This is a genomic window from Sinanaerobacter sp. ZZT-01 (assembly GCF_035621135.1).
Lineage (GTDB): Bacteria > Bacillota > Clostridia > Peptostreptococcales > Anaerovoracaceae > IOR16.
The window spans coordinates 1,463,497-1,484,906 of the sequence record NZ_CP141728.1; the positions used below are offsets into that span (position 1 = coordinate 1,463,497).

Genomic DNA, 21,410 nt, shown 5'->3' on the forward strand with positions numbered 1-21,410 from the left:
ATTTTAGTATAGTAAAAAAACAACCCACTCAAAATAGATAATTTGAGTGGGTTGTATGAATTTTATACAAATATGTTATTTTGTATAAAATTTATATTAGTTCTTTTTGCTTTTGGAATTGCTTGATTTGGAAGAATAGTTTGAAGAACTGTTTCCGGTATTTTTAGAGTCTCTTTCTGCCTCAGCCGCTGCTTGTTCTTGCTGCGCATCGGCTTCATTTTCCAACGATTCTTCCGTCATTTTTTTAGAATTATTGCCGGATTGTTCGCTTGTTTTTTCTTCCTTTTCTTGCACATTCTTTTGTATTTCTTGCTGTACTTCTTTTTCTTCGTTTTCTTGTATTTTTTCTTGTGTATTTGCTTGCACTTCTTCAGTTGCCTTTTGTTCTACTTTTTCTTGCGGTTTCTGCTGTACGCTTGCTTTTACTTCTTTCTGCTGCTCCGCTTTCTTTTGTGTTTTCTGTTCTGCTTTTACTTCCGCCTTTGTTTGTGTTTTTTGTTGTGCGTTTGTTATAGTTGTCTTATTTGTATTTGATGTATTTGAGCTGGAAGTTGTTTCATCGGCAGGATCTTCCTGTTGTAGATCTTCTTCTTCATCGATGCGTTGTGAAGCTTTCCGATTTTCTTTCATTTCTTTCATAATTTCTTTAACCGGCTGATTGAGCCAGTCTTCCAAGTTTACTTCATCCGGATTTTCTGCGCTGGCCTGTAATTTTTCTACAAGGTTCAGCTTTCCGGGCGTTACACCTAATTCACGTGCTTTTTTTACACGATTCAGTCCGACACTGGAAGACTCCACAGCGATTTCGCCATTTTCTTCATCGGCAGCTTCTTGAGCGGTTTCCTGTAACGTATCTGCTAGTTTGTTCGATTTTTTTTCATTTTTTCCAAAGGTGGCAATGACGATACCTCCTTCTTCACTCCCATCAAAATAGCCATTTTTTGAAATTTCCTTTATTGTCTGAGCAATCGCTTTTTCTATGGTGTGATTTTCCATATTTTTAAAGTTCATTTCTTCTAAAATGTCTTGCCCGTCGTCATTCATTGCTTTTACATCGAGAATACGATCAAATCGATTTAGTGTGTATTCAATAGATGGATTCACGTCAAGACTAACGTAGGAATAAGGCGAGCAGTACGCATAGGCGCCGGCACCGCTGATGGCAAAGACTGCAAATACAGCAGCTGCCCATGGAAGTAGCTTGTGTTTTACTTTCAATCTTGTTTCTTTCATTATAATCACCTGTCCAATCGCATAATTTTTGTTTTTTACTTTGATCATGCGACCATCATCAGATAAGAGCGCGGCAAATGAACCTTTTATTTCTGTTACCACTGCTTTCATTTGTTTAACTCCTCTCTGATAAACCGCATATAATCGGCCAGACCGGGATACTCTCCGGATAGTATCTCGATGGCTGCTATTATATACTTTCGGTGACGTTCCAATATTTTTCGGGGTACATTTATATTTTTTTCTATTATTTTAATAGGAAGCAGCTTGGATTCTTGCAAATGATGTAATAGAAATTCGTTCTTTAATACGTAGCATACCGCTTTTGCACATGATTTTTTTGTTTTTTCTGCTTTTGGTGAACAAGCCGCAAGGTCAAAAAAGCAAAAACCGTAAGATGAGAAACTTTCATTAACCGTTTCAATTTCTAATTTTAATTCAGACTGCTCCGATTCTTTTGTTTTATTTATAATTTCTTTTTGCAATGCGAATGAATGGTCAGATACTCCGGAATAGAAGAGGGCTGGCTCGGCTAGAATTTCAGATTTCCGGCGTGTTTCGCTGCGCAGATAGTCGGTTAAGCGTCGCCGTATAACAAGTGAAGAAAAAGAAAGGAAGGAACCTTTTTCCGCATGATAATGATGCACTGCCTGCGAGAAAGCAAGCAGTGCAATCGACCACTCATCATCACTTTTTGTAATGTATTTATGGGTGACAGAGGATGCACAGTTTAGAATAAAAGGTTCGTATCTTATAATAAGCTCTTCCATTTTTTGAGTATCGGCCGCTGCTTCTTCTATGCGTGTGTTTAAGTCGTTCATCAACCCAAATACAAGTTGTTGGTAGAATGTTCCGGCTCGCTAGTAGCATCAATGCCCAAGTCTCGGAAGATTTGGTCGTCTACATCGCTTAATATAGCGGTGCAGTGTGCTTTGCAGCCCTTTAACATTGGCAGTTTTTCCACTGCGGCCTTTGCGGATGGATTGGTAGTTGCCGATATCGTTAAAGCACTCAGCACTTCTTCGCAGTTCAGAGTGGATTTTTCCTTATGAAGGATGTCTGTTTTCAGATATTGAATGGTTTGAAGTACTTCCGGAGAAATCAATAGCATATCGTCGGGAAAACGAGAGAGATCTTTGATTGCATTTAAGATTAATGCGGCACCGGCGACCATTCTTCTGGAGCTTCTGCCGGTTATAATCTTGCCATCGGGAAGCTCAATTGCCATGACAATTACATTTTCGTATTTTTGGTCCAAATTACGTTTGTATTCGGCGTAATCTTTTGCCGGTTTGACGACAGTGCGGTCTTCTACCTTAAGATTCAGCTCGTCCATTAAAAGCTTAGAACGGAGAAGGGCATCTTCGTCTATGATTCCTTTTTTATAATCACATTGAGAAAGCAGGTATCGGCGAATAATTTCTTGGCAGGAAGCTTCTCGAACAACTTCATCGTCTGTGATGCAAAAACCGACGCGGTTTACGCCCATATCGGTAGGAGACTTATACTCGGAAGATTCATTCGTAATTTTTTCAATGATTCTTTTTACAACAGGGAAGACTTCTAGGTCACGGTTATAGTTTACTGCCATTTGATTATATGCTTCCAAGTGGAAGGAGTCGATCATATTGACGTCACGTAAATCTACAGTCGCAGCTTCATACGCGATATTTACCGGATGCTTTAGCGGGATATTCCAAATAGGGAAGGTTTCAAATTTTGCGTAACGAACCTTTCGGTGTCTCTTATGCTCGTGATAAAGCTGATTCAAACAAGTAGCAAGCTTTCCGCTTCCCGGTCCCGGACCGTTTACTACGACGATCGGTTTTGTAACCTCGATGTATGGATTAGAACCATAGCCTTCATCGCTTACAATTGTGTCAACGTCTGTTGGATATCCTTTTGTATATCCATGTTGGTATGTTTTGATTCCACGGCGTTTTAATTTGTTGATAAATATATTGACAGCCGGCTCATCCTGATAGCGGGTTACCACAACGCTGTTGATGCGCAGCTGATATTTCCGAAATGTATCGATTAGACGCAGAACCTCTAAATCATAAGTAATGCCAAAATCTTGACGCGTTTTATTCGTTGTAATATCACCGGCATAAACACAGATGATTATTTCCGCATGCTCCTTCATTCTTTGTAAGAGCTTGATTTTTGCATTTTCATCAAAGCCTGGCAGTACACGCATTGCGTGTTTGTCGTGAACCAATTTACCGCCAAATTCAAGATAAAGCCGTTCTCCCTCATTGGAGTTGATTCGTTCTAAAATGTATTTTGCTTGTTCTTCAATGTACTTGTCTGCATCGAAACCGATTTTCATATTTGCCCCCATTTCGTACACAATGAAATAAATTGTTTTAGGCTTGTCACGCAACATAAAACAATTTGAGTGTTTTTTATATTTATATCTTGCTTGAATGCATTCAAACAATATTGCAATTATAGCAGAAAAGTAAAGAGGCATCAATAAAAAGAGAAGCTCTTTTAAAAAGAAAAATAATTAAAAATAATTTTCTTTTTTGGTACATGAAAGAAAAGAACGGGTATAATAATAAAGCAAACAATCGCATAAATTTAGTTTGACTGGTTTACGATTTTAGATTTTTAGTCTTCCTATTTTTTATCAGATAAATTTGAAAATTTTATAAAAATTGTTTGAATGAAATCATTTATATTGGAGGTGAGATCATGTCCGGGAAGTATAGCTTAGTGAAGGTTATGGAAAAACGAAATAATACGACATCATTGAGCCCGGAACGAATAGATGTGTGTGTGATCGGTCCTAGAGATGTTATTTATATTGAGCCCTTTTCATCCTTTCAAGATATTGTAAAATTTATGAATGAGCATAGCGAAAGCATCTATATGATTCAGGATGATGAAAAAAATGCATTGAAGTTTGAGGAATTCGAACGCCTGTGTTATATCATTGAACAGCGTGCTGTGATCCCTATTACAAACTGATATTAGACCATATTTACAATTGAGAGCCCATTTCATTTCATGGAGGTTCTTAAAGTAAATATGGTTTTTTATTTTTCAGAAAATTGATGAAAAGCGACTTACCCTTTACACTGATTTCAAAAACAGGTTATAATGATTTAAGGAAGGCAACTGCGAGAGAAGTTTTCGCACATATGAGATGTGCATATTTTATAGGTATATATAAATGTAGAGTTTTGCAGAAATGTAGATCAAGTAAGGGGGAATCAGAAAAATGAACTTAAGAAAAATGACAGCGATTTTACTTTCGGCGGTCTTAGTGTTTGGAATGGGTGGCATAACCGCAAGTGCACAAACTGTGACGAATACGACAGGGAGCACGGAAAAGAATGCGATCTTTTCCGACATTTCCGGACATTGGGCAAAAAACACGATTGAACAAGCCGTACAGCTTAATATTGTGGGGGGCTATCCCGATGGGACTTTTTTGCCGGACAACCTAATTAAACGAGAAGAATTCTATACTTTGGTGAGCAATATACTAACACAGAAGCCGGATATTGCACATACACAGATAAGCTTTACTGATGTCGACCCGATTGAATGGTACGTGGCAACAGTGAAAACTGCCGTTGCAGGCGGTATGACAAACGGTTATCCGGATGGCACATTTGGAATTGGGAGAATGATGACCAGACAAGAGGCTGCACAAGTGGCATCTACGGTCTTGTCTTCTAGCGATGCTGGGACTCAATCCGGCGTGGATACCGTAAAAGATAAAGCGTTGATTGATGAATGGGCTCACGACGCAGTAGACTTGATGTTTAAAAAAGGGTATATGAAGGGAGATTCCGAGGGGAATTTTCGACCAACGAATGCAATAACGAGAGCAGAGGCTGTACAACTCCTTTTACAAATTAAGAAAAAGGAAGCTGTAATTGTGGGAAAAGGGCAAAGCGGAGAAGATAACTCGAAAGCAACGCAGCAACCTACTATTATCGGCGGCTGTATGAAATCCCATTTGCCGCAAACAGTAAACGGGGCGGATGCCAGTCAAGAAGCATTGGATGATCTTCCGGAGGGAGTTTTTAAGCAAGGGAATGGGACGGAAAGTTCTCCGTATGAGATCACAACACAGGAGCAGCTAAACCATATAAGAGAACATAACCAAGCGGGAATTTATTTTAAGCTGACACAAAACATTGAAATATCATCTGATTTTGCGATGAGTGCACCACCTATAGGCGAGATCGCGGCGGACTGGCGGAGCGGAAATTGGCAGCCGATTGGAACGAATGAAAAACCGTTTCTTGGGAATTTTGATGGGAATCACTTTACGATCTCTGGTTTGAAGATTGACAGTAATTCGGAGAATGACGGAAGAGCTGAAAAAGTGAAAGCAGATGCGGCAGGGCTGTTCGGATGGACAGCTACATCCAGCCGAATTCAAAATGTCCGGGTTTCTGACAGTGAAATAAAAAATAAAGACGGGCTTTACACAGGAGCGATTGCCGGTCATGCTGCAGGAACGATTTCAAATTGCAGTGCCGAAAGCTCAACTTATATTGAAGAAGGAAAGAATGCGGGAGGGATTGCAGGATACAGCACAGGTAACTTAATCAGCTGCACGAGTTATGCAAAAGTAGAGAGCACGGACACCTGCACCGGAGGAATTGTAGGATACTATCATGCAGGCGTACAGACAATCAGCAAGTGCGAACATCGAGGAAAGGTCAGCGGCAGTCAAAATGTGGGAGGAATTGCAGGTTTTGTCGATGGAGAAGATCTTGCTGTCGTGAATTATGCGCTTCAGGATTCCGGAAATTATGGGACTGTGGAAGGAGAAAAAGGAAATACGGGAGGGATTGCCGGATTAATCGACGGGAATCGTGCAAGTATTACTTTACATAATTGTACCAATAAGGGAACGGTGAAAGGGAAGTCACTTAGCGGTGGGATTGCAGGCTATGTGAAAGGGAATCCAAGTACCATTGATGCTTGCCTGAATGAGGGGGAAGTGGAAGGTGCAAATGTTGGCGGTATTGTCGGTGCCAACGAAGGAACGGTTCAGCTTTGCAAAAATGAGGGAAGAGTAGATGGCAATAATCTGATTGGAGGGATTATTGGATTTCAACAGCAAGAAAAATCTAAGGTAACAAAGTGCTTTAATACAGGTACAATCGGGAAAAACAGCGAAGCGGGAAATATCGGTGGGATTGCGGGAGAATCTTCTACCCTGCTCAGTAATAGCTACAATGAGGGAAAGATTTACAGCAATGGTGTTGCCGGTGGTATCATCGGCAAAAACATGGGACGTGTTTTAAATGTGTATAATTGCGGAGCTGTATCAGAAGATGGAGAAGGGGGAAGCATTGCCGGAAGAAATCTAGGCTCTCTGACCAGCTGTTTTTGGTTGGAGGACACTGCCGATAAAGATGTTGGGATCAACCAAAACACGTCCGGATTGGAAGATGTATACATGCTTACTGAAGATCAGCTTTCCGGGAAGGTAACGTTCCGGACCGTAAACGGATATGAGTTAGTTTTGGATATGATGAATACTTATAGAGGAAGCGATGGCAAGGCAATTTGGGAAAAGGGAAGAAATCAATATCCGCAGCTGGCAGAGATGCAGGATTAAACTGTATTTAGGTAATGATTGACGTAAAAGCATAACCTTTTTGTAATATCATTGTAATGGACATTTTTTAAGAGAACAGTATAATAATAGATACGAAAATACCTGTAAAGCTTAGAAAAAAATAACGAAATTTGGTGAAAAAAAAGTTGATAATTTTATTACAGTAATATTACAATTGCCCCATTTTGTTGACGGCAATAAGCGGATAAGGGTATAATTCACTGTGATAGAATATGCGACGGGTTACCCGTTAGCGTTTCTATAAATAATGTCAAATTATCTTCAGAAGGGGAGGGTGATTTGCGCAAACAATTTACTTATAAGTCCCCTTCAGAAGAAAATACCTTAAAGGAGGAATTTTAAGATGAAGAAAGTACTTTCATTAGTATTAGTTCTTACACTGGTACTTGGAAGCTTTGGATTCGCATTCGCAGACACTACAACGACTGCGAAAACAACTGCAACTCCTACAGATGTAGTTGGTACCGAATTCGAAGGTGCTGTAACAGCATTATCTGCTCTTGGAGTAGTTAGCGGTTACGAAGATGGCACATATAAACCTGCCAATATCGTAACTAGAGCTGAAATGGCAAAATTAATCATTGCTGAATTGGGATTGGAGGCAAATGCAACCGGTTCTAAGAGCACATTCAAAGATATGTCCGGTTACGGCTGGGCAGAGGGCTATATCGGATATGCTCAGAGCTTAGGAATTGTCAGTGGTTACGGTGACGGAACCTTCAAGCCTGGCAAGACTGTATCCTATGATGAAGCGCTGACTATGATTGTAAGTGCTCTCGGATACACAAAAGATTGCAAAGAAATGAATGGAAGCTGGCCTGCAATCTATGTGCAGAAAGCTAGAGTGTTGGGATTGACTGATGATGTAAAAGCTGGTGGTGCTGTTGGAGCGAACAGAGGCGACGTTGCAATCTACCTTTACAACATGCTGACTGCTGACATGGGTTATGCTGATGCTGATGGTGTATACCAGAATAAGAAAGATAAAGACAGCAAAAACGTCAAAGTAATTACTAACTTAGACGCAGAAGAGTCTTCTGATGGTGTAGAAGGTTATTCTGTTATCACAAAGTCTGATGCTGATGATGCTTTAGTAAACATCAAAGCTTATATCGGAGCTTGCGCAAAGACTTTCAAAATGACTAAGGGTAAGAACGATGGAAAGATTATTGCTATCTCTGATGTAAAATCTGACTTCATTACTGGTGAGTTTAAAGATGCAGATAAAGTGATTAAGACTGCAGACGGAACTGAGTACAAATTAGATGATATATATAAGAATGGTGTAGAAGGAACTTCTTCTGAAAAATTCTTTAAGTCTGATTATACTGCTTCTGAGTTTGTAAATGGCGATACTGCTTCTTCAAGAGATACTACTATCTTAAGAGATGGAAAGACAATTGATACTTCAGAAGATGGTACTTTTGTAACAATCGCAGCAGACCTTTCCGGTAAAACTGTAAAAGGTATTTACTCTGTTGCTAAGTGGAGTGTTGATAATGCAGAGACCGTAGACGCTGATGATATTAAAGCAATCAAAAGTAATAAATCTTTATTAGGAAAAGACTTTACTGAAGATGACAATGATGATATTGATACGAATTCTTTTGAATTAGTTGGTGTAAAATCATTAAATGACATCAAAGAAGGTCACATTGTATATGTTTATACAGGCGGATCTGATAAAGAAATTACGAGAGTAGCAGTAGGAACGGAGACTGTCAAAGGTGAGATTACTAAAAAGAAAGAATCCACTCGTGATAACAAAGTAACTATTGATGGGAAAGAATATCAGTTTGCACAGGATAAGTTAAATAAAAATGGAATTACAAGTGCTGAAGTAGATGCAGATGATGTTGATACTGAAGATGAAGTAGAATTTTATTTAGATGCTTATGGCTATATCTATGATTACAAAGCAATTTCTGGAAGTGCAGATAACTTTGCGATTGTATTGGATTTAAGCACTGGTAATACCGGAAGAATTGATGAAAAGCATCAGATCAAGTTGTTCTTGGCAGATGGCACAGACAAGGTATTTAACGTAGACGATGATTTATTCGGAAGTGACGCAAACGACAGAGTTAGTGGCGTTACGGATAAGAATAAATGGGATGACACATTAACTGCTGGAGCTATTGTTAAATATGGCGTTGATAAAGATGGCGTTATCGATTCATTTGAAGATTTAACAATTGCTACTGGCAAGAATTATGACAATTCAAAAGCAACTCCTAATAATGCACCTAAATCTGATATTACGAAGAGTGGCTATTATGCTGGACGTGAGATTGCGAAAAATGCAGTAATCTACACTTATGAAGAAAAAGCTGAAAACTCAACAAGCGTTGATAGCTTGAACAAACGTAATGATGATGACAAGTATGGAGTTACTACATTAGAGAAAGTATTAGATAGTAAAGATATTTATGCTGCTTTCGTTACTGAAAAAGGCAAAATTGTTTCTATGTTAATCTATGATTATGCTGCTTCTGATGCGATCTATGGTGTGGCAACTGAATACAGCAAGACTGTTGATTCTGACTATGAAATCAAGATGCTTTCAAATGACGCTAAGGCAGAAAAGACATACAAAGCAACTTCAAAGGCTAAGGGCAACTTAGTTAAAGACTATGCTACTGCAGATGCGAATGCCGGAATGAAATTGATGAAGATGAAGTTCAATGCAAACGGCGAATTAAGCGATTTAGTTCAGGTTTGGAATGGAACTAAGATCATTGATACTGACGATACAATGACAGTTGGTGCAATTGAAGGGATTCAGACTGGCGATTATAGCTATAAGAATCGTATCTTTGAAGTCAAAACCGGTGCAGCTGTTAAGGGAATCTTTGAAAATCCAAAATATCCACGTGTAAGTGTTGATAGAAATGCAACAATCTTATATAATGATGGAAAAGATTGGAAATATGGAACAGATAACAAGCTAGAGAATTTGCCTGCAGGTTCTTCCGTATGGTTCTATGACACTAAGGATGACAACAATGATGACTTAATGGATATCGTTGTTATCTACAAGAAGGATGATGGAACTACTTCCAACCCTTCAACTGGTGATATATCGATGGAAAACGATCAAGCTTCTGTTGAAATCGTAACAAATCAGTCAAAGGATGATTTCTCTGGACTTTATGTTAATGGAAACCTTATTGAAGAAAAGGTCTTAGTTATAACTGACAATAGAGTAATTATTTCTGATACTACTAAGTTTACGACTGGAGACAATGAAGTTAAGGTATACTATAAATCTGCACTTGTTACAAGAAATGTTGTGAAGAAGCCTTCTACAACTGAGATTGAGGAACAAACTAAAGTAGAAGAGTATGAAGCTCTAGCATTAGATGATGATGCAAACATTAAGATTGCAGTAGATGCAACAGCTCCTGATCTAACTGGAGTACAGGATGGAACCTTTAAAACAGATCTTCAGAAGAGAATTGATGCGAAAGCAGCATTGATTAAGAAGGCTGCTACGGTTGCTACTGTGGTAGTTGCTAATGTGACTGTTGACAAGGCTGATGCTAGCACTGTAAATGCAAAAGCAACTTTAAAGAATGCAGCTGGTGTAGAGCTTGACACAGTATTAGCAGGTACCTATGGTGTAACTTATGCTTGGACAGTAGAAGCGGTTGCGCAAGGAACTTCTGATGCAGCAGTAGAGGCAACAACTGGAATGCTGGTATTAGCTAACGAGAATACTGATACTGTAACTGCTACAGTAACTAATGTTGCTGGTGTTGATGCTGGTGATAACTGGACAGTTAAGGTAGTGGTAGATCAAGCAGGAATTGGAACTACGAACACTACAGCAACAGTTACTGCTAAATAATTCAGTCTATAATGGTTACAGTGTTTATCGCTTAACTTAATAGCTTAAAAAAATCTGACTTTGTCAGAAAAGAAAACCCCCTTGGATTATTCCAAGGGGGTTTTGATTTATAGCAAATTAAAAAGGGAATAGGAAGAATTGAGACAAAGATGAGAGAATATTAGCACTTTTATGTGATACTATGCTATTAAGTTAAGTAAGCGATAAAAGCTGCATAACTTTATAGGAGACGTTCTGTATTTGCAGGAGGTCTTTTTTATTTTTTTGAATCTTGTGGAAAAAGCCTCTGCAATGGTTCTATATAAAGGGGGGAGATTTAAATGCAAATATATTGAGATGCTGGTTTTGAGTATTCGTTATTACTTAAGTAGGTTATTTTTAAAAATGCTGCAAAAATAGTAAATCGAGTTATTTTGTGCAGCGTAAAGGAAAGAAAAGAGGTATAAAAATGAAAAATGAAATGAGTGAGCTTGAAGCAATGGCATTGACGATGCATTATTATGCATATCTCAATGAACAGGATGTGGTAGAAACCATCGTTGCTCTGCCGTCCGTAATATCTCATCCGCAGTATATTGCGATTCCCAGCAATGATGAGTCATTAATAGGTAAAAAGTACAATAGAGAAACTGGAGAGTTCGAAGATGTGATGTTTTACTATGCTGTGTTGGATGAGCAAGATATCGTAGTTCAAGTTGTAGCATTGGAGTCAAAAGTAACAGATGAGAAGAAGATTGAAATTCCAAGCTATGATCAGTCATTAGTGGGGAAGTGGTATAATCGAAAAAATGGTACATTCAGCGAGCCGCCTATTCATGTTATTGCGAAAGCGAATACAGGTGAAATTAATACACTAAAAGCGGATGGTTCACCGGAAGATAAGTGGCTTCATACGGAGCTTTCTGACTTAAGAACAAAGATTTCAAAAGATGACCAAGCTCTCTATACTGAGCTAGGCAAGGTACGAACAGAGATATCAAAAGGGGATACAGCGCTTCATAAAGTGCTTGATATTCTAGATACAAGAATTACGGAAGTGGATAGAGGAAGCTTTGGTGGATATAAGACAAGGTTTGACCTAGATGATAATCAATTAATAACATCTGAGTGGGTTGATGATGGAAAGCGTTTGACATTTAATTTTGATACGGGGATTCCGGGATATTTTCCAAAGATGATTCGATTGATTAAAACCTATAATAGGAGGGATCAGCTTGTAGCGGATATTTATATAGTAAAAAATGCAAATGGTTCAGTAAAGACAGCATATGTGGATGCTGATTACATTGGAATTAGATCCGGCAAGCCAAACGTAGAAGAGAGACAGCTATACCATGCGCAGGGTGCTGACCGCTCTGATATCTTCACTGTAGGTTATGGAGACGATAGCAAATATTACAATGCGGGAGGTCAATATTTTGTACAGAAGATAAATCATTTATCAGATGGAAAAGTAAAAATTGGGAAGTTTTCTTATGATAAGAACTCGATTTCATTTACAATTTTACCTTCATCAGATATGGTAGGTATCTACACAGAAGTCAGCATGAGAGGTTATGTCTATTAGTTTAGTTATATAAAAAAACAGCGATTGATAACTTGTTTTATCAATCGCTGTTTTTTTTAAGCTGAACTTGTATTATAGATCAATTCTCTGTGTACCGACATTTTGTGCATATTGATAAGTGTAGATGGATAGATCATAGGCAGTGATTGCAGCTGCGACGCTTTGATTTGCTTCAAAAGCCTTTAACTGTGCTTCTTGCACATCGGTTAAGGTCTTGACGCCTGCATTATATGAAATCATGGCTAGATGGTAAGAGTCTTCTGCCAACACCTTCGATGCCTTTGCAGAATCTAAAGCACTTTTTTTTGATTGTATGTCCATGTAAGCCGATCGAATCTCTTTTTCAATTTCCAATGGTTTTTGTTCTAATGCCTGTTCCATATTTGAGAGAGCAATCTTTTGCTTTGCATACTTAGAGGATGCTGTCGAAATAGTATATTTCATACTCTCTAACAGTATTTTCTGTACTTCTAGCCCTAAGGCTGCATTTTTAATTTCCATTCGTTTTGAAAGACCGTTATCGATTGCAGAAGAGAGAGCTTCTTTTGGCTCATCCAACTCCTTTAATGTGTCGGAAAAAGTAACCTTTTGCATCAATGGATATCCCATATCGAGATTAAAATTCATTTTTAGGTCTTTTAAAGTGGCATCAGCATCCTTTATATTAAATTCTGCAGATAGGATGCTTGCTTTGGCAGAGTCCAAATCATTTTTAGAAACAAGGCCTAGGTCAAATTTTTTTTGAGTGGTTTCCAAAATACTTTTTTGAATTTTTAAATTGTCCTGAGAGGACTTCAAAATGTCTTCTGCCTGCAATATCTTATAGTAAGAAGTGATTGTATCGCTTTCGATTTTATTCATTTCAGCCGCGTAGTTGTTTTCTAAATTAGCTTTTGCAAAATCTCTTTTTAACTCTGCAACCTTTTTTTCGATTTTGCTGTCTCTGCTGTCGCCCCATATGTCAGAGTTATCACTGTAGTCATTGATGGTATCGCGAAATGATTTTATACTTTCCGTATAACCACTGGAGAGTGCTTTATCATAATCTTTGTTATTTTTCGCTGTTTCTGCACGAACTCCTTCTGTCTGCATGTGTTTGACAGCTTCGGAGAGAGAGAGTTTAATAGAGGTGCCGACAAAATCCATCGTTGGTGCAATTGACACAGCAGTATTAGTATCCGGCAGAGCTTCTGCCGCAAAGCAGAATAGACTGCTTGTTGTTAAAAGGGATACAGATAAAAGCATAATAATTAATTTTCTTTTCATTTAAGTCCTCTTTCTATTTTATTTTTGAACTGTCATCTGCGTCAATTTTGCAATATCGTTTGCATCATCGGCATCAATAATGACAACAATATTTGCAACATCGTTTGTATCATCGGTTACGTCAAACATCCGGAGTTTTGTACCTTTTGAAATATGATTTAAATTTGAAGCTTCGTAAGCATCAATGGATTTTTTGTTAAACGATGCACCATAAAAACTAGCGTCACGCACGATAGTAAATTTAGAGCCATCCTTTGCGGTGATGACATGACCATCTCGTTCAGCAACTTCGATCCACTTGCCGCCGGTAAGATCGGAATAGTATTTTAAACCGCTTCCTCCTGTGTTAATTTTCGTTATTACACCGTTATTTATCTTCAATGTATAAGGAGTGCCATCAAAGGAGATGGAATCTATGTTGCATTTTCCATTCGTGTTTAAGTATAAAATATCGTCCCCAAAAAGAAATTCAATTTCCTGCACGGATTCTTTATCTTTATTTACTACCTTTGCGGAACTTAAGATCATTCCAATTGCATAACCACTGTAGTCCTTCAATTTTCCGGCTTTACTTGGCGATTTGTCCGTATCAGGTTCGTTTTTGCTTGTATCAGTGGATGTTTGCGTATCCGTTTGTTTCAAAAGGGATTCCAAAACAGAATTTATCATAAGTGCGACATTGCCTCTAGTCGCAGGCTGCTTGGTATCAAATTGAGAAAGATCAGATGTAATTCCTTTGAAAATACCAAGCTCGTCCGCTTTGCTTCGGTAGTTTTCAGGCCATTTTCCTTGCAGGTCTTGCGCTTTGTATCCTAAAGCATTTACGAGCAAAGCGCACATTTCGTTATAAGTGACATTGTTTCCAGGTCTAAAGGTATTATTTCCGTAGCCTTTCGCAATGCCTTTCGCAGTTACATAATTGATGTAATTTTTCGCCCAATCATATCCCTGCATATCATTAAAGCTGCTTTTCATCGCACTTTTAAGAACCAAATCCGTTGCATTCATGCTTCTAACAATTAGAATGCAAGACTCCGCTCGGGTAATCTTGTTTTCAGGCTTAAAATTCCCGTCTTCATAGCCGCTGATAATTTCTTTTGAAATAAGGTTCTTGACTGCGGCTTCATAATTGGTTCCTTTTACATCTCGTGGTAAGGTTTCTTTGGAAAGATCGTCTGCAAAGACAGTGAGACTACCCGATAATACGAGTGCCAGTATTAGTATAAAAGATGTTATTTTTTTCATTTTTATCCCCCTTTAATTTAAGATAATTCATTAAGATTAAGATCATAATATGTAGCCTAATTATATCCTTCTTAGCTTTTTATTTCAATAATATGCCCATGATTGTAAGAAAAAAGAAATGTTTTGTTGATAAATTAGAAAGAATTGAATCAGAAGTATAGTGAAAGGCGAAATGACTTGACGAAGTATTGAATTTAGAATAAAATTGCATTGTTCATTTAATGAACGATGCACGAAGCGATAGCTACAGTTACGGAGAAAAATGATGAAAGATGAATTGGAAATTTTGAAGCTAATAGAGGAAAAACCATATCTATCTCAGCGAAAAATAGCGGAGGAAATAGGAATCTCTTTAGGGCAAGTGAATTTTTTAATTAAGAAGTGTGTAAAGAAGGGCTTCATAAAGATAGAACAGCAGACGGCTAAGTCTTTGAGATATAATTTGACACCAAAAGGTATGAAAGAGAAAGCGGAAAGGACGCTGCAGTATATAAAGAATTCTTATGGCACGGTGATAAAATTAACAGAGAAAATTCGAACGCTATCAGACTTTTATCAAAAGCTGGGAAAGAAAATTTACATAGTGGGGCCGGAAGATGAGGTAATGGAAATCGTAAAATTGGCCTTGAAAGAATATTCCATGGCAGAGGTGAATTTAAATCAAGGAGTAATTTTTTATTGGAGAGAGGAAAGCATAAGCAAATGGAAGGAAAAAGATACAGGATTGCGTGCAGAATCAGAGATAGAATTTGTAAATATTTTGAGGTGAGGTAAATGCGTGGGATAAAAAGAACAGCGGCACAGACAGCTGTTTTAATGGCAGGATTGACCTTAGGGTCAAAGCTGCTTGGTTTTATTAGGGAAATGGTTATGGCAAGTGCGTTTGGAACCAGTTATGTGACAGATGCTTATGTACTCTCTACTGCTATTCCGACGATTGTTTTTGGAGGGTTATTTGGAGCTGTTGCTACGGCTTATATACCATTATTTTCGGAAGTGACAGAGCATCGAGGGAAGAAGGAAGCCGATTTATTTACCAGCCAAATCCTAAATTTATTATTTATTATATCGATTATATCTTCTATTTTTGGTTTTTTCTTTTCCGATATGATTATTAAAATTTGTGCACCGGGGTTTACGGGAGAAACGGCAAAATTAGCGAGCTTTTTTGTCAAAGCCACTTTTTCGTACATTATATTTACCTCTACAGCAAGCTTGTTAGATTCCTATTTACAGTATAAGGGATATTTTTTACTTCCAATTATATCGGGCTATATGCAGAATGTTTTTGTGATCGGATGCATTGTAATTAGTGCGTTATACCAATATTACTTTTTGGCATTTGGATTGCTAATTGGCTGTTTTGTTCGCTTTTTAATTGTGTTTTTCTTTGCTGTGAAAAAAGGATTTCGCTATTCTTTTGATCTTCATTTTAAAGATAGAGCAAGAAGCATTATGATCCTAGCACTTCCTGTTTTCATTGGAAGTTATATTAATCAGATTAATTTGTTTGTAGATAAATCGCTGGCATCTCAATTACCGGAAGGAAGCGCCTCTGCCTTGAATTATGGGTATCTCCTTGTAGGAATTGTGACGGGCCTCACTATTTCGATTATTACGACAGTAATCTATCCAAAGCTGACACAGGCAAAGACCTTAGGACAGTGGAGCCGATTTGAAGAGATGATTTGCACGGGTATCAATCTGATATTGATCATTGCGCTACCCTGCACGTTTGGGGGAGTAGTGTATAGTAGCACCATTGTGCAAATTGTATACGAAAGAGGTGCTTTTGATTCAAATGCAACGATGCTTACACAAACCACTTTTCTCTTTTATATAGGTGGACTTTTATTTTTTGCTTTGGCAGAATTTTTTACGAGAGTGTTTTACTCAATGAAAGATACAAAGAGTACGCTATTAGCCGGGGCGGCGGCAGTGATTGTTAATATAACATTAAATTTAATTTTAGTACGTTACTTAGCACATGGTGGATTGGCTTTGGCAACAAGTATATCAAGCGCTTGTAATGTAGCGGTCATGTTCATTATTTTTAGAAAAAAATACAATGAGATATGTTTGATTGAATCTTGGTCAAAATTGTATAAAATTGCTGGAAGTGCTATAATAGCAACAGGGATATCTTATGCAATTTATTATTTGCTTGTTTCAACGATTTGGATGCCACGTATGATATACTTTGGCCTGGCTGCAATGGTAGACGGAATAGTGTATATTGGATTGTTGAGTTTGTTTAGGATTGAAGAAGTGAAGATGATTCGTCAAGTGTTGTAAGAGAAATGAAGTGTTGCTATCATAAAAACAAGCAGGTCTGTCACATATACGTAGAAGAAGGAGTGTTACCATATTATTCGCCTTATGTTGAAAATAAAGGTTTATCATCAAATTTCAAGAGAGAGCATCAAGGTAAGCATAGATATTAAAGATATGAAGCAAATTGAAAAAAATGTGGCTTTAGAAGCTGTTTTGGCTAGAAATATAGATAAATTTGTTAATGTTATTGGTATGACTACTACAGTGTTGCAAATGGCTGCTTTTTTAGGAATTAAAACCATATCTTTAATAAGAATGTGTGAAATTGATTACCAGACTGAAATTGAGAAATTCTTTAGTAATATAGGCATCGAGATGCCAACTAATATGAGTGAGATTATTATTTAACGAAAGGGGAGATTCAATGGTTATTTTTATTCGGTGCAATGATATTAAGCCGGACCCTCGTCTTCAGAAATATATTGATTATTTAGATTCTATAAAGATGGGCTATAAAATTATTGCTTGGGATAGATTAGGAAAAGGCTTTTATGATACTGATTCCATACTTTATTATAGGAAACTTTGCCCTTTTGGAAGAGGATTGAAAAATCTTTTAAAAAAAATAGGGTGGATGTTCTTTGTTATAAAGAATTTGTCAGAGCAAAATTTGTTAGGCATTGAGGAAAAAATTGAATGGTGTGTTACTAATAATGAAGAGTTAAGACGGATGGGGGTAAATGCTAAATTATTATGGGATTCAAAATTTGTAAGTATGATTGATTCTTTTATGAATACGCAGTATCGGAAGATGATAGATTTATGATAGGTACAGGAATACAGAGAGGAAAAGAATCAAATCACTTATTTGTAGTTACGGCTTAGATAAAAATAAAATTTTGAGCAAATTACATTGTTATATTAGAGCCATCTTGGGGGAAAAGCTTTATGTCAATCTTAGTTACCGGTGCGACCGGATACATAGGCAGTCATACATGTGTATGCCTTTTAGAGAAAGGGTATGAAGTGGTGATGCTGGACAATTTATCGAATAGTAAGAAATCAGTTTGCGATCGGATCTCTAGAATAGCCGGAAAGCGTTCTGCATTTTATTCTTGTGATATGTGCGATAAGAAAGCTTTGGATTGGGTATTTGAACAACATAAAATAGATGCAGTGATTCATTTTGCGGGGTTAAAAGCTATAGGTGAATCGGTACAAGAGCCACTGCGCTATTATCAAAATAATATTGTATCAACGTTGAATTTATTGGAATCTATGAATAAGCATAGCGTAAAGACATTGGTATTCAGTTCATCTGCGACTGTATATGGAGAAGCACCTACATTACCGATTAGAGAAGACTTTCCGCTGTCGGCTACCAATCCATATGGGGCGACGAAACTGATGGTGGAGCAGATTTTAAAAGATGTCTATTGTGCAGACCAAGAATGGAAGATTGCTTTGCTTAGATACTTTAATCCGGTTGGCGCGCATGCAAGTGGATTGATTGGAGAGGATGCAGAAGGAATACCGAATAACTTAGTTCCATATGTCATTAATGTAGCACTAGGAAAAACTTCTAAATTAAAGATTTTTGGCAAAGACTATCCTACGAAAGATGGAACCGGTGTCAGAGATTATATTCATGTAATGGATTTGGCAGAAGCGCATCTTGCAGCATTGGAAGCTTTAGAGAAAAAAGGCGGCTTGCATACTTATAACCTTGGAACTGGAAAAGGCTATAGTGTGCTGGACGTTATTGATACGTTTGAAAAAGTGAATGGAAAAGTGATACCTTATGAATTTGTTGCGCGTAGATGGGGGGATATTGCGACTTGCTATGCTGATTCTACGAAAGCACAGGAAGAGCTTGGATGGTACGCTGTTCGAACATTAGAAGATATGTGCAAAGATGCTTGGAACTTTGCAGTATCAAATCTAGGGAGAAATGAATCGTGAAAAGAGTATTACTGGTAAGCAATAACGGACAAGGATTTTATAATTTTAAAAAAGAATTACTAGAGGTACTTTTAACGCAAGGGTTGGAGGTTCATTTTTCGGTGCCTAATTATGAGAAGCTTGTGAGATTAGTAAATGCAGGTGCTTTTTATCATGAATTGAAAGTAGATCGAAGAGGAATGAATCCTTTAAAAGACCTTGACCTTATCTTACAGCTAAAAAATGTATATAAAGAAGTAAACCCCGATATTATGATCCTACATACGATTAAACCTAATATATATGGGAGCTGCCTTGCGATGTGGATGGGCAAACCGTATATGAATAATATTACAGGACTAGGAAGTGCTTTACAGGAAGATAATCTTTTGGCTAAGGTTATTAGAAAGATGTATCGCTTTGCACTTAAAGAGACAAAAGCTGTTTTTTTTGAGAATGTAGGAAATCGCGACTACTTTCAAAAATATGAAATTGCGCAAGAAGACAAGTATATTGTGGTACCGGGCGCCGGTGTAAATACAAGCCATTATGCACGACAAAAAAAATTTCCTGAATATAAATCTTCAGGAAAGAATGTTTGCTTTCTCTACATCGCTCGTGTTATGAAGGATAAGGGTATTGAAGAATATTTAAAAGCTGCCGAGGCGGTAAAAAAACGTTATCCGGAAGTACGATTTCAGATTTTAGGTTATTATGATGAAGATCGTTACAAGCTCAAAGTAGAGCAAATGGAAGCAGACGGTATATTGGAATATTTGGGCGTTTCACATGATACAAGGCTGCAGATGTCGCAAGCGGATTGCATTGTATTACCGTCCTATCATGAAGGAATGTCAAATGTTCTATTAGAGGGCGCTTCGTTTGGACTTCCGCTGATTACATCAAATGTTTATGGTTGTAAGGAAGCGGTGGAAGAGGGAGTCACGGGATTTCTATGCGAACCGAGGGATGCAAAGAGCTTAGAACTGGCTTTAGAAAAGTTCCTATTACTGTCAGAGGAAGAGCGAATGGAAATGGGAAAGCTGGGTAGAAAAAAGATGATTGAAAATTTTGACCGAAAAATTGTAATGAAGCAATACCTAAAGTGCATAGAATCTTTAATAAAATGAGTTGCAGAGGAATAAAATGAAAAACACAGTAAAACGTCTATTTGACTTGATTGTTTCGGCAGGTATGTTGATGATTCTGTCTCCGATTTTGCTTGTACTATATGTCTTGTGTAAAATAAAATTAGGGTCGCCGGCTATCTTTGCTCAAGAACGCCCCGGATTAAATGGGAAAGTATTCAAAATGTATAAATTTCGTTCTATGACCGAAGAAAAGGATGCAGAGGGGAATTTACTGCCGGATGAAATAAGGTTAACAACTTTTGGGAAAAAACTGCGAGCAACCAGTTTGGATGAGCTTCCGGAGCTGATCAATATCTTAAAGGGAGAGATGAGCTTTGTAGGCCCTAGACCTTTACTGGTGAAGTATTTACCCCTCTACTCGAACGAGCAGGCAAGACGTCATGAAGTAAAACCCGGTCTAACCGGATGGGCACAAGTCAATGGCCGCAATGCCATTGATTGGAATCAGAAATTTGAACTGGATTTATGGTATGTAGACCATTGGTCATTAACTTTAGATTTTAAAATCCTGTGCATGACTGTGGCAAAGGTAATAAAGCGGGATGGCGTTAGTGCAGAGGGGCAGGCCACTATGGGTGAATTTCTGGGAAATAAAAAGGGGGGAGAGGATCATACGTGACACAAAAATTGATTATTGTAGGTGCTGGCGGAAACAGTAAGGTGATTCTGGACTCTATTTTTGCCAGAAAACAGATTTTAGGTGAGGAATTAGAAATTATAGGATTTTTAGATGACGATTGTGCGAAAAAAGAAATGGGAGGGTATCCCATTTTAGGTGGTCTTTCTAAGATAGAAGATTTTTCAGATGAAAAGAACATTGCATTTGTCGATGGAATCGGTGCAAATTCGATACGAAAAAATCTGTATGAAAAATATTTAAGCGCATCATGGTATACGCTGGTTCATCCAAGCGCAATCCTGGGAAGTCATGTGGAGCTTGGTGAAGGAACCGTTGTAATGCCCGGTGTTATTATCAACGTAGATACAAAAATTGGAAAAAAATCATTGATTAATACGGGCACAATTTTGGAACACGATAATAAAGTAGATGATTTTGTGCATATTGCTTCGGGTGTGACCACCGCGGGAAATGTTCAGATAGGAGAATTGACCATGCTTGGTACTGGGACAAAGGTAATACAGGGCGTACGGATCGGTCAAGGTACAATGATTGGTGCAGGAAGTGTTATAATCTCAGCTATCCCGGATCACTGTACAGCTGTTGGTGTTCCTGCTAGAGTGATAAAGAAAAAAGAATAAGGAGCG

17 protein-coding genes are annotated in these 21,410 nt (G+C 37.9%); 12 read left to right on the top strand and 5 right to left on the bottom strand.

Going from position 1 to position 21,410, the window contains the following annotated elements; genetic code table 11:
• Positions 1-96 precede the first annotated feature (96 nt).
• The 3 genes from U5921_RS07070 to U5921_RS07080 are packed head-to-tail and all read right to left on the bottom strand — an operon-like array spanning position 97 to position 3,565.
• Positions 97-1,344, bottom strand: coding sequence for an anti-sigma factor domain-containing protein (locus tag U5921_RS07070; protein WP_324825765.1), 1,248 nt, complete (start codon positions 1,342-1,344; stop codon positions 97-99).
• The gene (sigI, locus tag U5921_RS07075; RefSeq protein ID WP_324825766.1) at positions 1,341-2,054 is read right to left on the bottom strand and encodes an RNA polymerase sigma-I factor; all 714 of its coding nucleotides are present in this window, start codon (positions 2,052-2,054) and stop codon (positions 1,341-1,343) included. The genes U5921_RS07070 and sigI overlap by 4 nt, the downstream gene beginning before the upstream one ends.
• Complete coding sequence (locus tag U5921_RS07080; protein ID WP_324825767.1) at positions 2,054-3,565, bottom strand: DUF1846 domain-containing protein; 1,512 nt, start codon at positions 3,563-3,565, stop codon at positions 2,054-2,056. Before U5921_RS07080 ends, sigI begins: the two co-directional genes overlap by 1 nt.
• Before the next feature lie 368 nt (positions 3,566-3,933).
• Here U5921_RS07080 and U5921_RS07085 point away from each other — a divergent pair, with 368 nt between their 5' ends.
• The 4 genes from U5921_RS07085 to U5921_RS07100 all read left to right on the top strand — a co-directional run bounded on the left by U5921_RS07085 (position 3,934) and on the right by U5921_RS07100 (position 12,267).
• Positions 3,934-4,209: a hypothetical protein gene (locus tag U5921_RS07085; RefSeq protein ID WP_324825768.1), complete on the top strand. Its 276-nt coding sequence runs from the start codon at positions 3,934-3,936 to the stop codon at positions 4,207-4,209.
• A 253-nt stretch (positions 4,210-4,462) separates the two neighbouring features.
• On the top strand, positions 4,463-6,829 hold the full coding sequence (locus tag U5921_RS07090) for an S-layer homology domain-containing protein (protein ID WP_324825769.1): 2,367 nt from the start codon (positions 4,463-4,465) through the stop codon (positions 6,827-6,829).
• A 364-nt stretch (positions 6,830-7,193) separates the two neighbouring features.
• A complete protein-coding gene (locus tag U5921_RS07095; protein WP_324825770.1) occupies positions 7,194-10,700 on the top strand; it encodes an S-layer homology domain-containing protein in 3,507 nt (1,168 codons plus the stop codon).
• A gap of 448 nt (positions 10,701-11,148) precedes the next feature.
• Positions 11,149-12,267 carry a hypothetical protein gene (locus tag U5921_RS07100; protein WP_324825771.1) on the top strand — a complete coding sequence of 373 codons (1,119 nt, stop codon included), beginning with the start codon at positions 11,149-11,151 and terminating at the stop codon, positions 12,265-12,267.
• 72 nt (positions 12,268-12,339) lie between these two features.
• Here U5921_RS07100 and U5921_RS07105 read toward each other — a convergent pair whose 3' ends face one another.
• The gene (locus tag U5921_RS07105; protein ID WP_324825772.1) at positions 12,340-13,533 is read right to left on the bottom strand and encodes a TolC family protein; all 1,194 of its coding nucleotides are present in this window, start codon (positions 13,531-13,533) and stop codon (positions 12,340-12,342) included.
• Positions 13,534-13,551: 18 nt separating this feature from the next.
• On the bottom strand, positions 13,552-14,778 hold the full coding sequence (locus U5921_RS07110; RefSeq protein ID WP_324825773.1) for an S-layer homology domain-containing protein: 1,227 nt from the start codon (positions 14,776-14,778) through the stop codon (positions 13,552-13,554).
• A gap of 265 nt (positions 14,779-15,043) precedes the next feature.
• On the opposite strand from U5921_RS07110, the gene U5921_RS07115 reads away from it, so the two are divergent.
• The 8 genes from U5921_RS07115 to U5921_RS07150 all read left to right on the top strand — a co-directional run bounded on the left by U5921_RS07115 (position 15,044) and on the right by U5921_RS07150 (position 21,404).
• Entirely contained in the window at positions 15,044-15,547 is a 504-nt protein-coding gene (locus U5921_RS07115) for a winged helix-turn-helix transcriptional regulator (protein WP_324825774.1), read from the top strand.
• A gap of 5 nt (positions 15,548-15,552) precedes the next feature.
• Complete coding sequence (gene murJ, locus U5921_RS07120) at positions 15,553-17,073, top strand: murein biosynthesis integral membrane protein MurJ (protein ID WP_324825775.1); 1,521 nt, start codon at positions 15,553-15,555, stop codon at positions 17,071-17,073.
• A 153-nt stretch (positions 17,074-17,226) separates the two neighbouring features.
• Positions 17,227-17,460 (top strand): hypothetical protein, encoded by a 234-nt coding sequence (locus U5921_RS07125; protein ID WP_324825776.1) that lies wholly within the window; start codon positions 17,227-17,229, stop codon positions 17,458-17,460.
• Between the two features lie 16 nt (positions 17,461-17,476).
• Positions 17,477-17,878, top strand: coding sequence for a hypothetical protein (locus U5921_RS07130; RefSeq protein WP_324825777.1), 402 nt, complete (start codon positions 17,477-17,479; stop codon positions 17,876-17,878).
• Positions 17,879-18,000: 122 nt separating this feature from the next.
• Complete coding sequence (galE, locus tag U5921_RS07135) at positions 18,001-19,014, top strand: UDP-glucose 4-epimerase GalE (protein WP_324825778.1); 1,014 nt, start codon at positions 18,001-18,003, stop codon at positions 19,012-19,014.
• A complete protein-coding gene (locus tag U5921_RS07140; RefSeq protein WP_324825779.1) occupies positions 19,011-20,123 on the top strand; it encodes a glycosyltransferase family 4 protein in 1,113 nt (370 codons plus the stop codon). The genes galE and U5921_RS07140 overlap by 4 nt, the downstream gene beginning before the upstream one ends.
• 16 nt (positions 20,124-20,139) lie before the next feature.
• Positions 20,140-20,763, top strand: coding sequence for a sugar transferase (locus U5921_RS07145; RefSeq protein ID WP_324825780.1), 624 nt, complete (start codon positions 20,140-20,142; stop codon positions 20,761-20,763).
• A complete protein-coding gene (locus U5921_RS07150) occupies positions 20,760-21,404 on the top strand; it encodes an acetyltransferase (RefSeq protein WP_324825781.1) in 645 nt (214 codons plus the stop codon). Before U5921_RS07145 ends, U5921_RS07150 begins: the two co-directional genes overlap by 4 nt.
• Positions 21,405-21,410 lie beyond the last annotated feature (6 nt).

What these genes read in the sequence shown, in the direction of transcription:
- U5921_RS07105 (WP_324825772.1), bottom strand. Translation starts at nt 13,533, where the DNA reads ATGAAAAGAAAATTAATTATTATGCTTTTATCTGTATCCCTTTTAACA.
- U5921_RS07090 (WP_324825769.1), top strand. Translation starts at nt 4,463, where the DNA reads ATGAACTTAAGAAAAATGACAGCGATTTTACTTTCGGCGGTCTTAGTG.
- U5921_RS07100 (WP_324825771.1), top strand. Translation starts at nt 11,149, where the DNA reads ATGAAAAATGAAATGAGTGAGCTTGAAGCAATGGCATTGACGATGCAT.
- galE (WP_324825778.1), top strand. Translation starts at nt 18,001, where the DNA reads ATGTCAATCTTAGTTACCGGTGCGACCGGATACATAGGCAGTCATACA.
- U5921_RS07130 (WP_324825777.1), top strand. Translation starts at nt 17,477, where the DNA reads ATGGTTATTTTTATTCGGTGCAATGATATTAAGCCGGACCCTCGTCTT.
- U5921_RS07070 (WP_324825765.1), bottom strand. Translation starts at nt 1,344, where the DNA reads ATGAAAGCAGTGGTAACAGAAATAAAAGGTTCATTTGCCGCGCTCTTA.
- U5921_RS07085 (WP_324825768.1), top strand. Translation starts at nt 3,934, where the DNA reads ATGTCCGGGAAGTATAGCTTAGTGAAGGTTATGGAAAAACGAAATAAT.
- U5921_RS07145 (WP_324825780.1), top strand. Translation starts at nt 20,140, where the DNA reads ATGAAAAACACAGTAAAACGTCTATTTGACTTGATTGTTTCGGCAGGT.
- murJ (WP_324825775.1), top strand. Translation starts at nt 15,553, where the DNA reads ATGCGTGGGATAAAAAGAACAGCGGCACAGACAGCTGTTTTAATGGCA.
- U5921_RS07115 (WP_324825774.1), top strand. Translation starts at nt 15,044, where the DNA reads ATGAAAGATGAATTGGAAATTTTGAAGCTAATAGAGGAAAAACCATAT.
- U5921_RS07110 (WP_324825773.1), bottom strand. Translation starts at nt 14,778, where the DNA reads ATGAAAAAAATAACATCTTTTATACTAATACTGGCACTCGTATTATCG.
- U5921_RS07125 (WP_324825776.1), top strand. Translation starts at nt 17,227, where the DNA reads ATGAAGCAAATTGAAAAAAATGTGGCTTTAGAAGCTGTTTTGGCTAGA.
- sigI (WP_324825766.1), bottom strand. Translation starts at nt 2,054, where the DNA reads ATGAACGACTTAAACACACGCATAGAAGAAGCAGCGGCCGATACTCAA.
- U5921_RS07080 (WP_324825767.1), bottom strand. Translation starts at nt 3,565, where the DNA reads ATGAAAATCGGTTTCGATGCAGACAAGTACATTGAAGAACAAGCAAAA.
- U5921_RS07095 (WP_324825770.1), top strand. Translation starts at nt 7,194, where the DNA reads ATGAAGAAAGTACTTTCATTAGTATTAGTTCTTACACTGGTACTTGGA.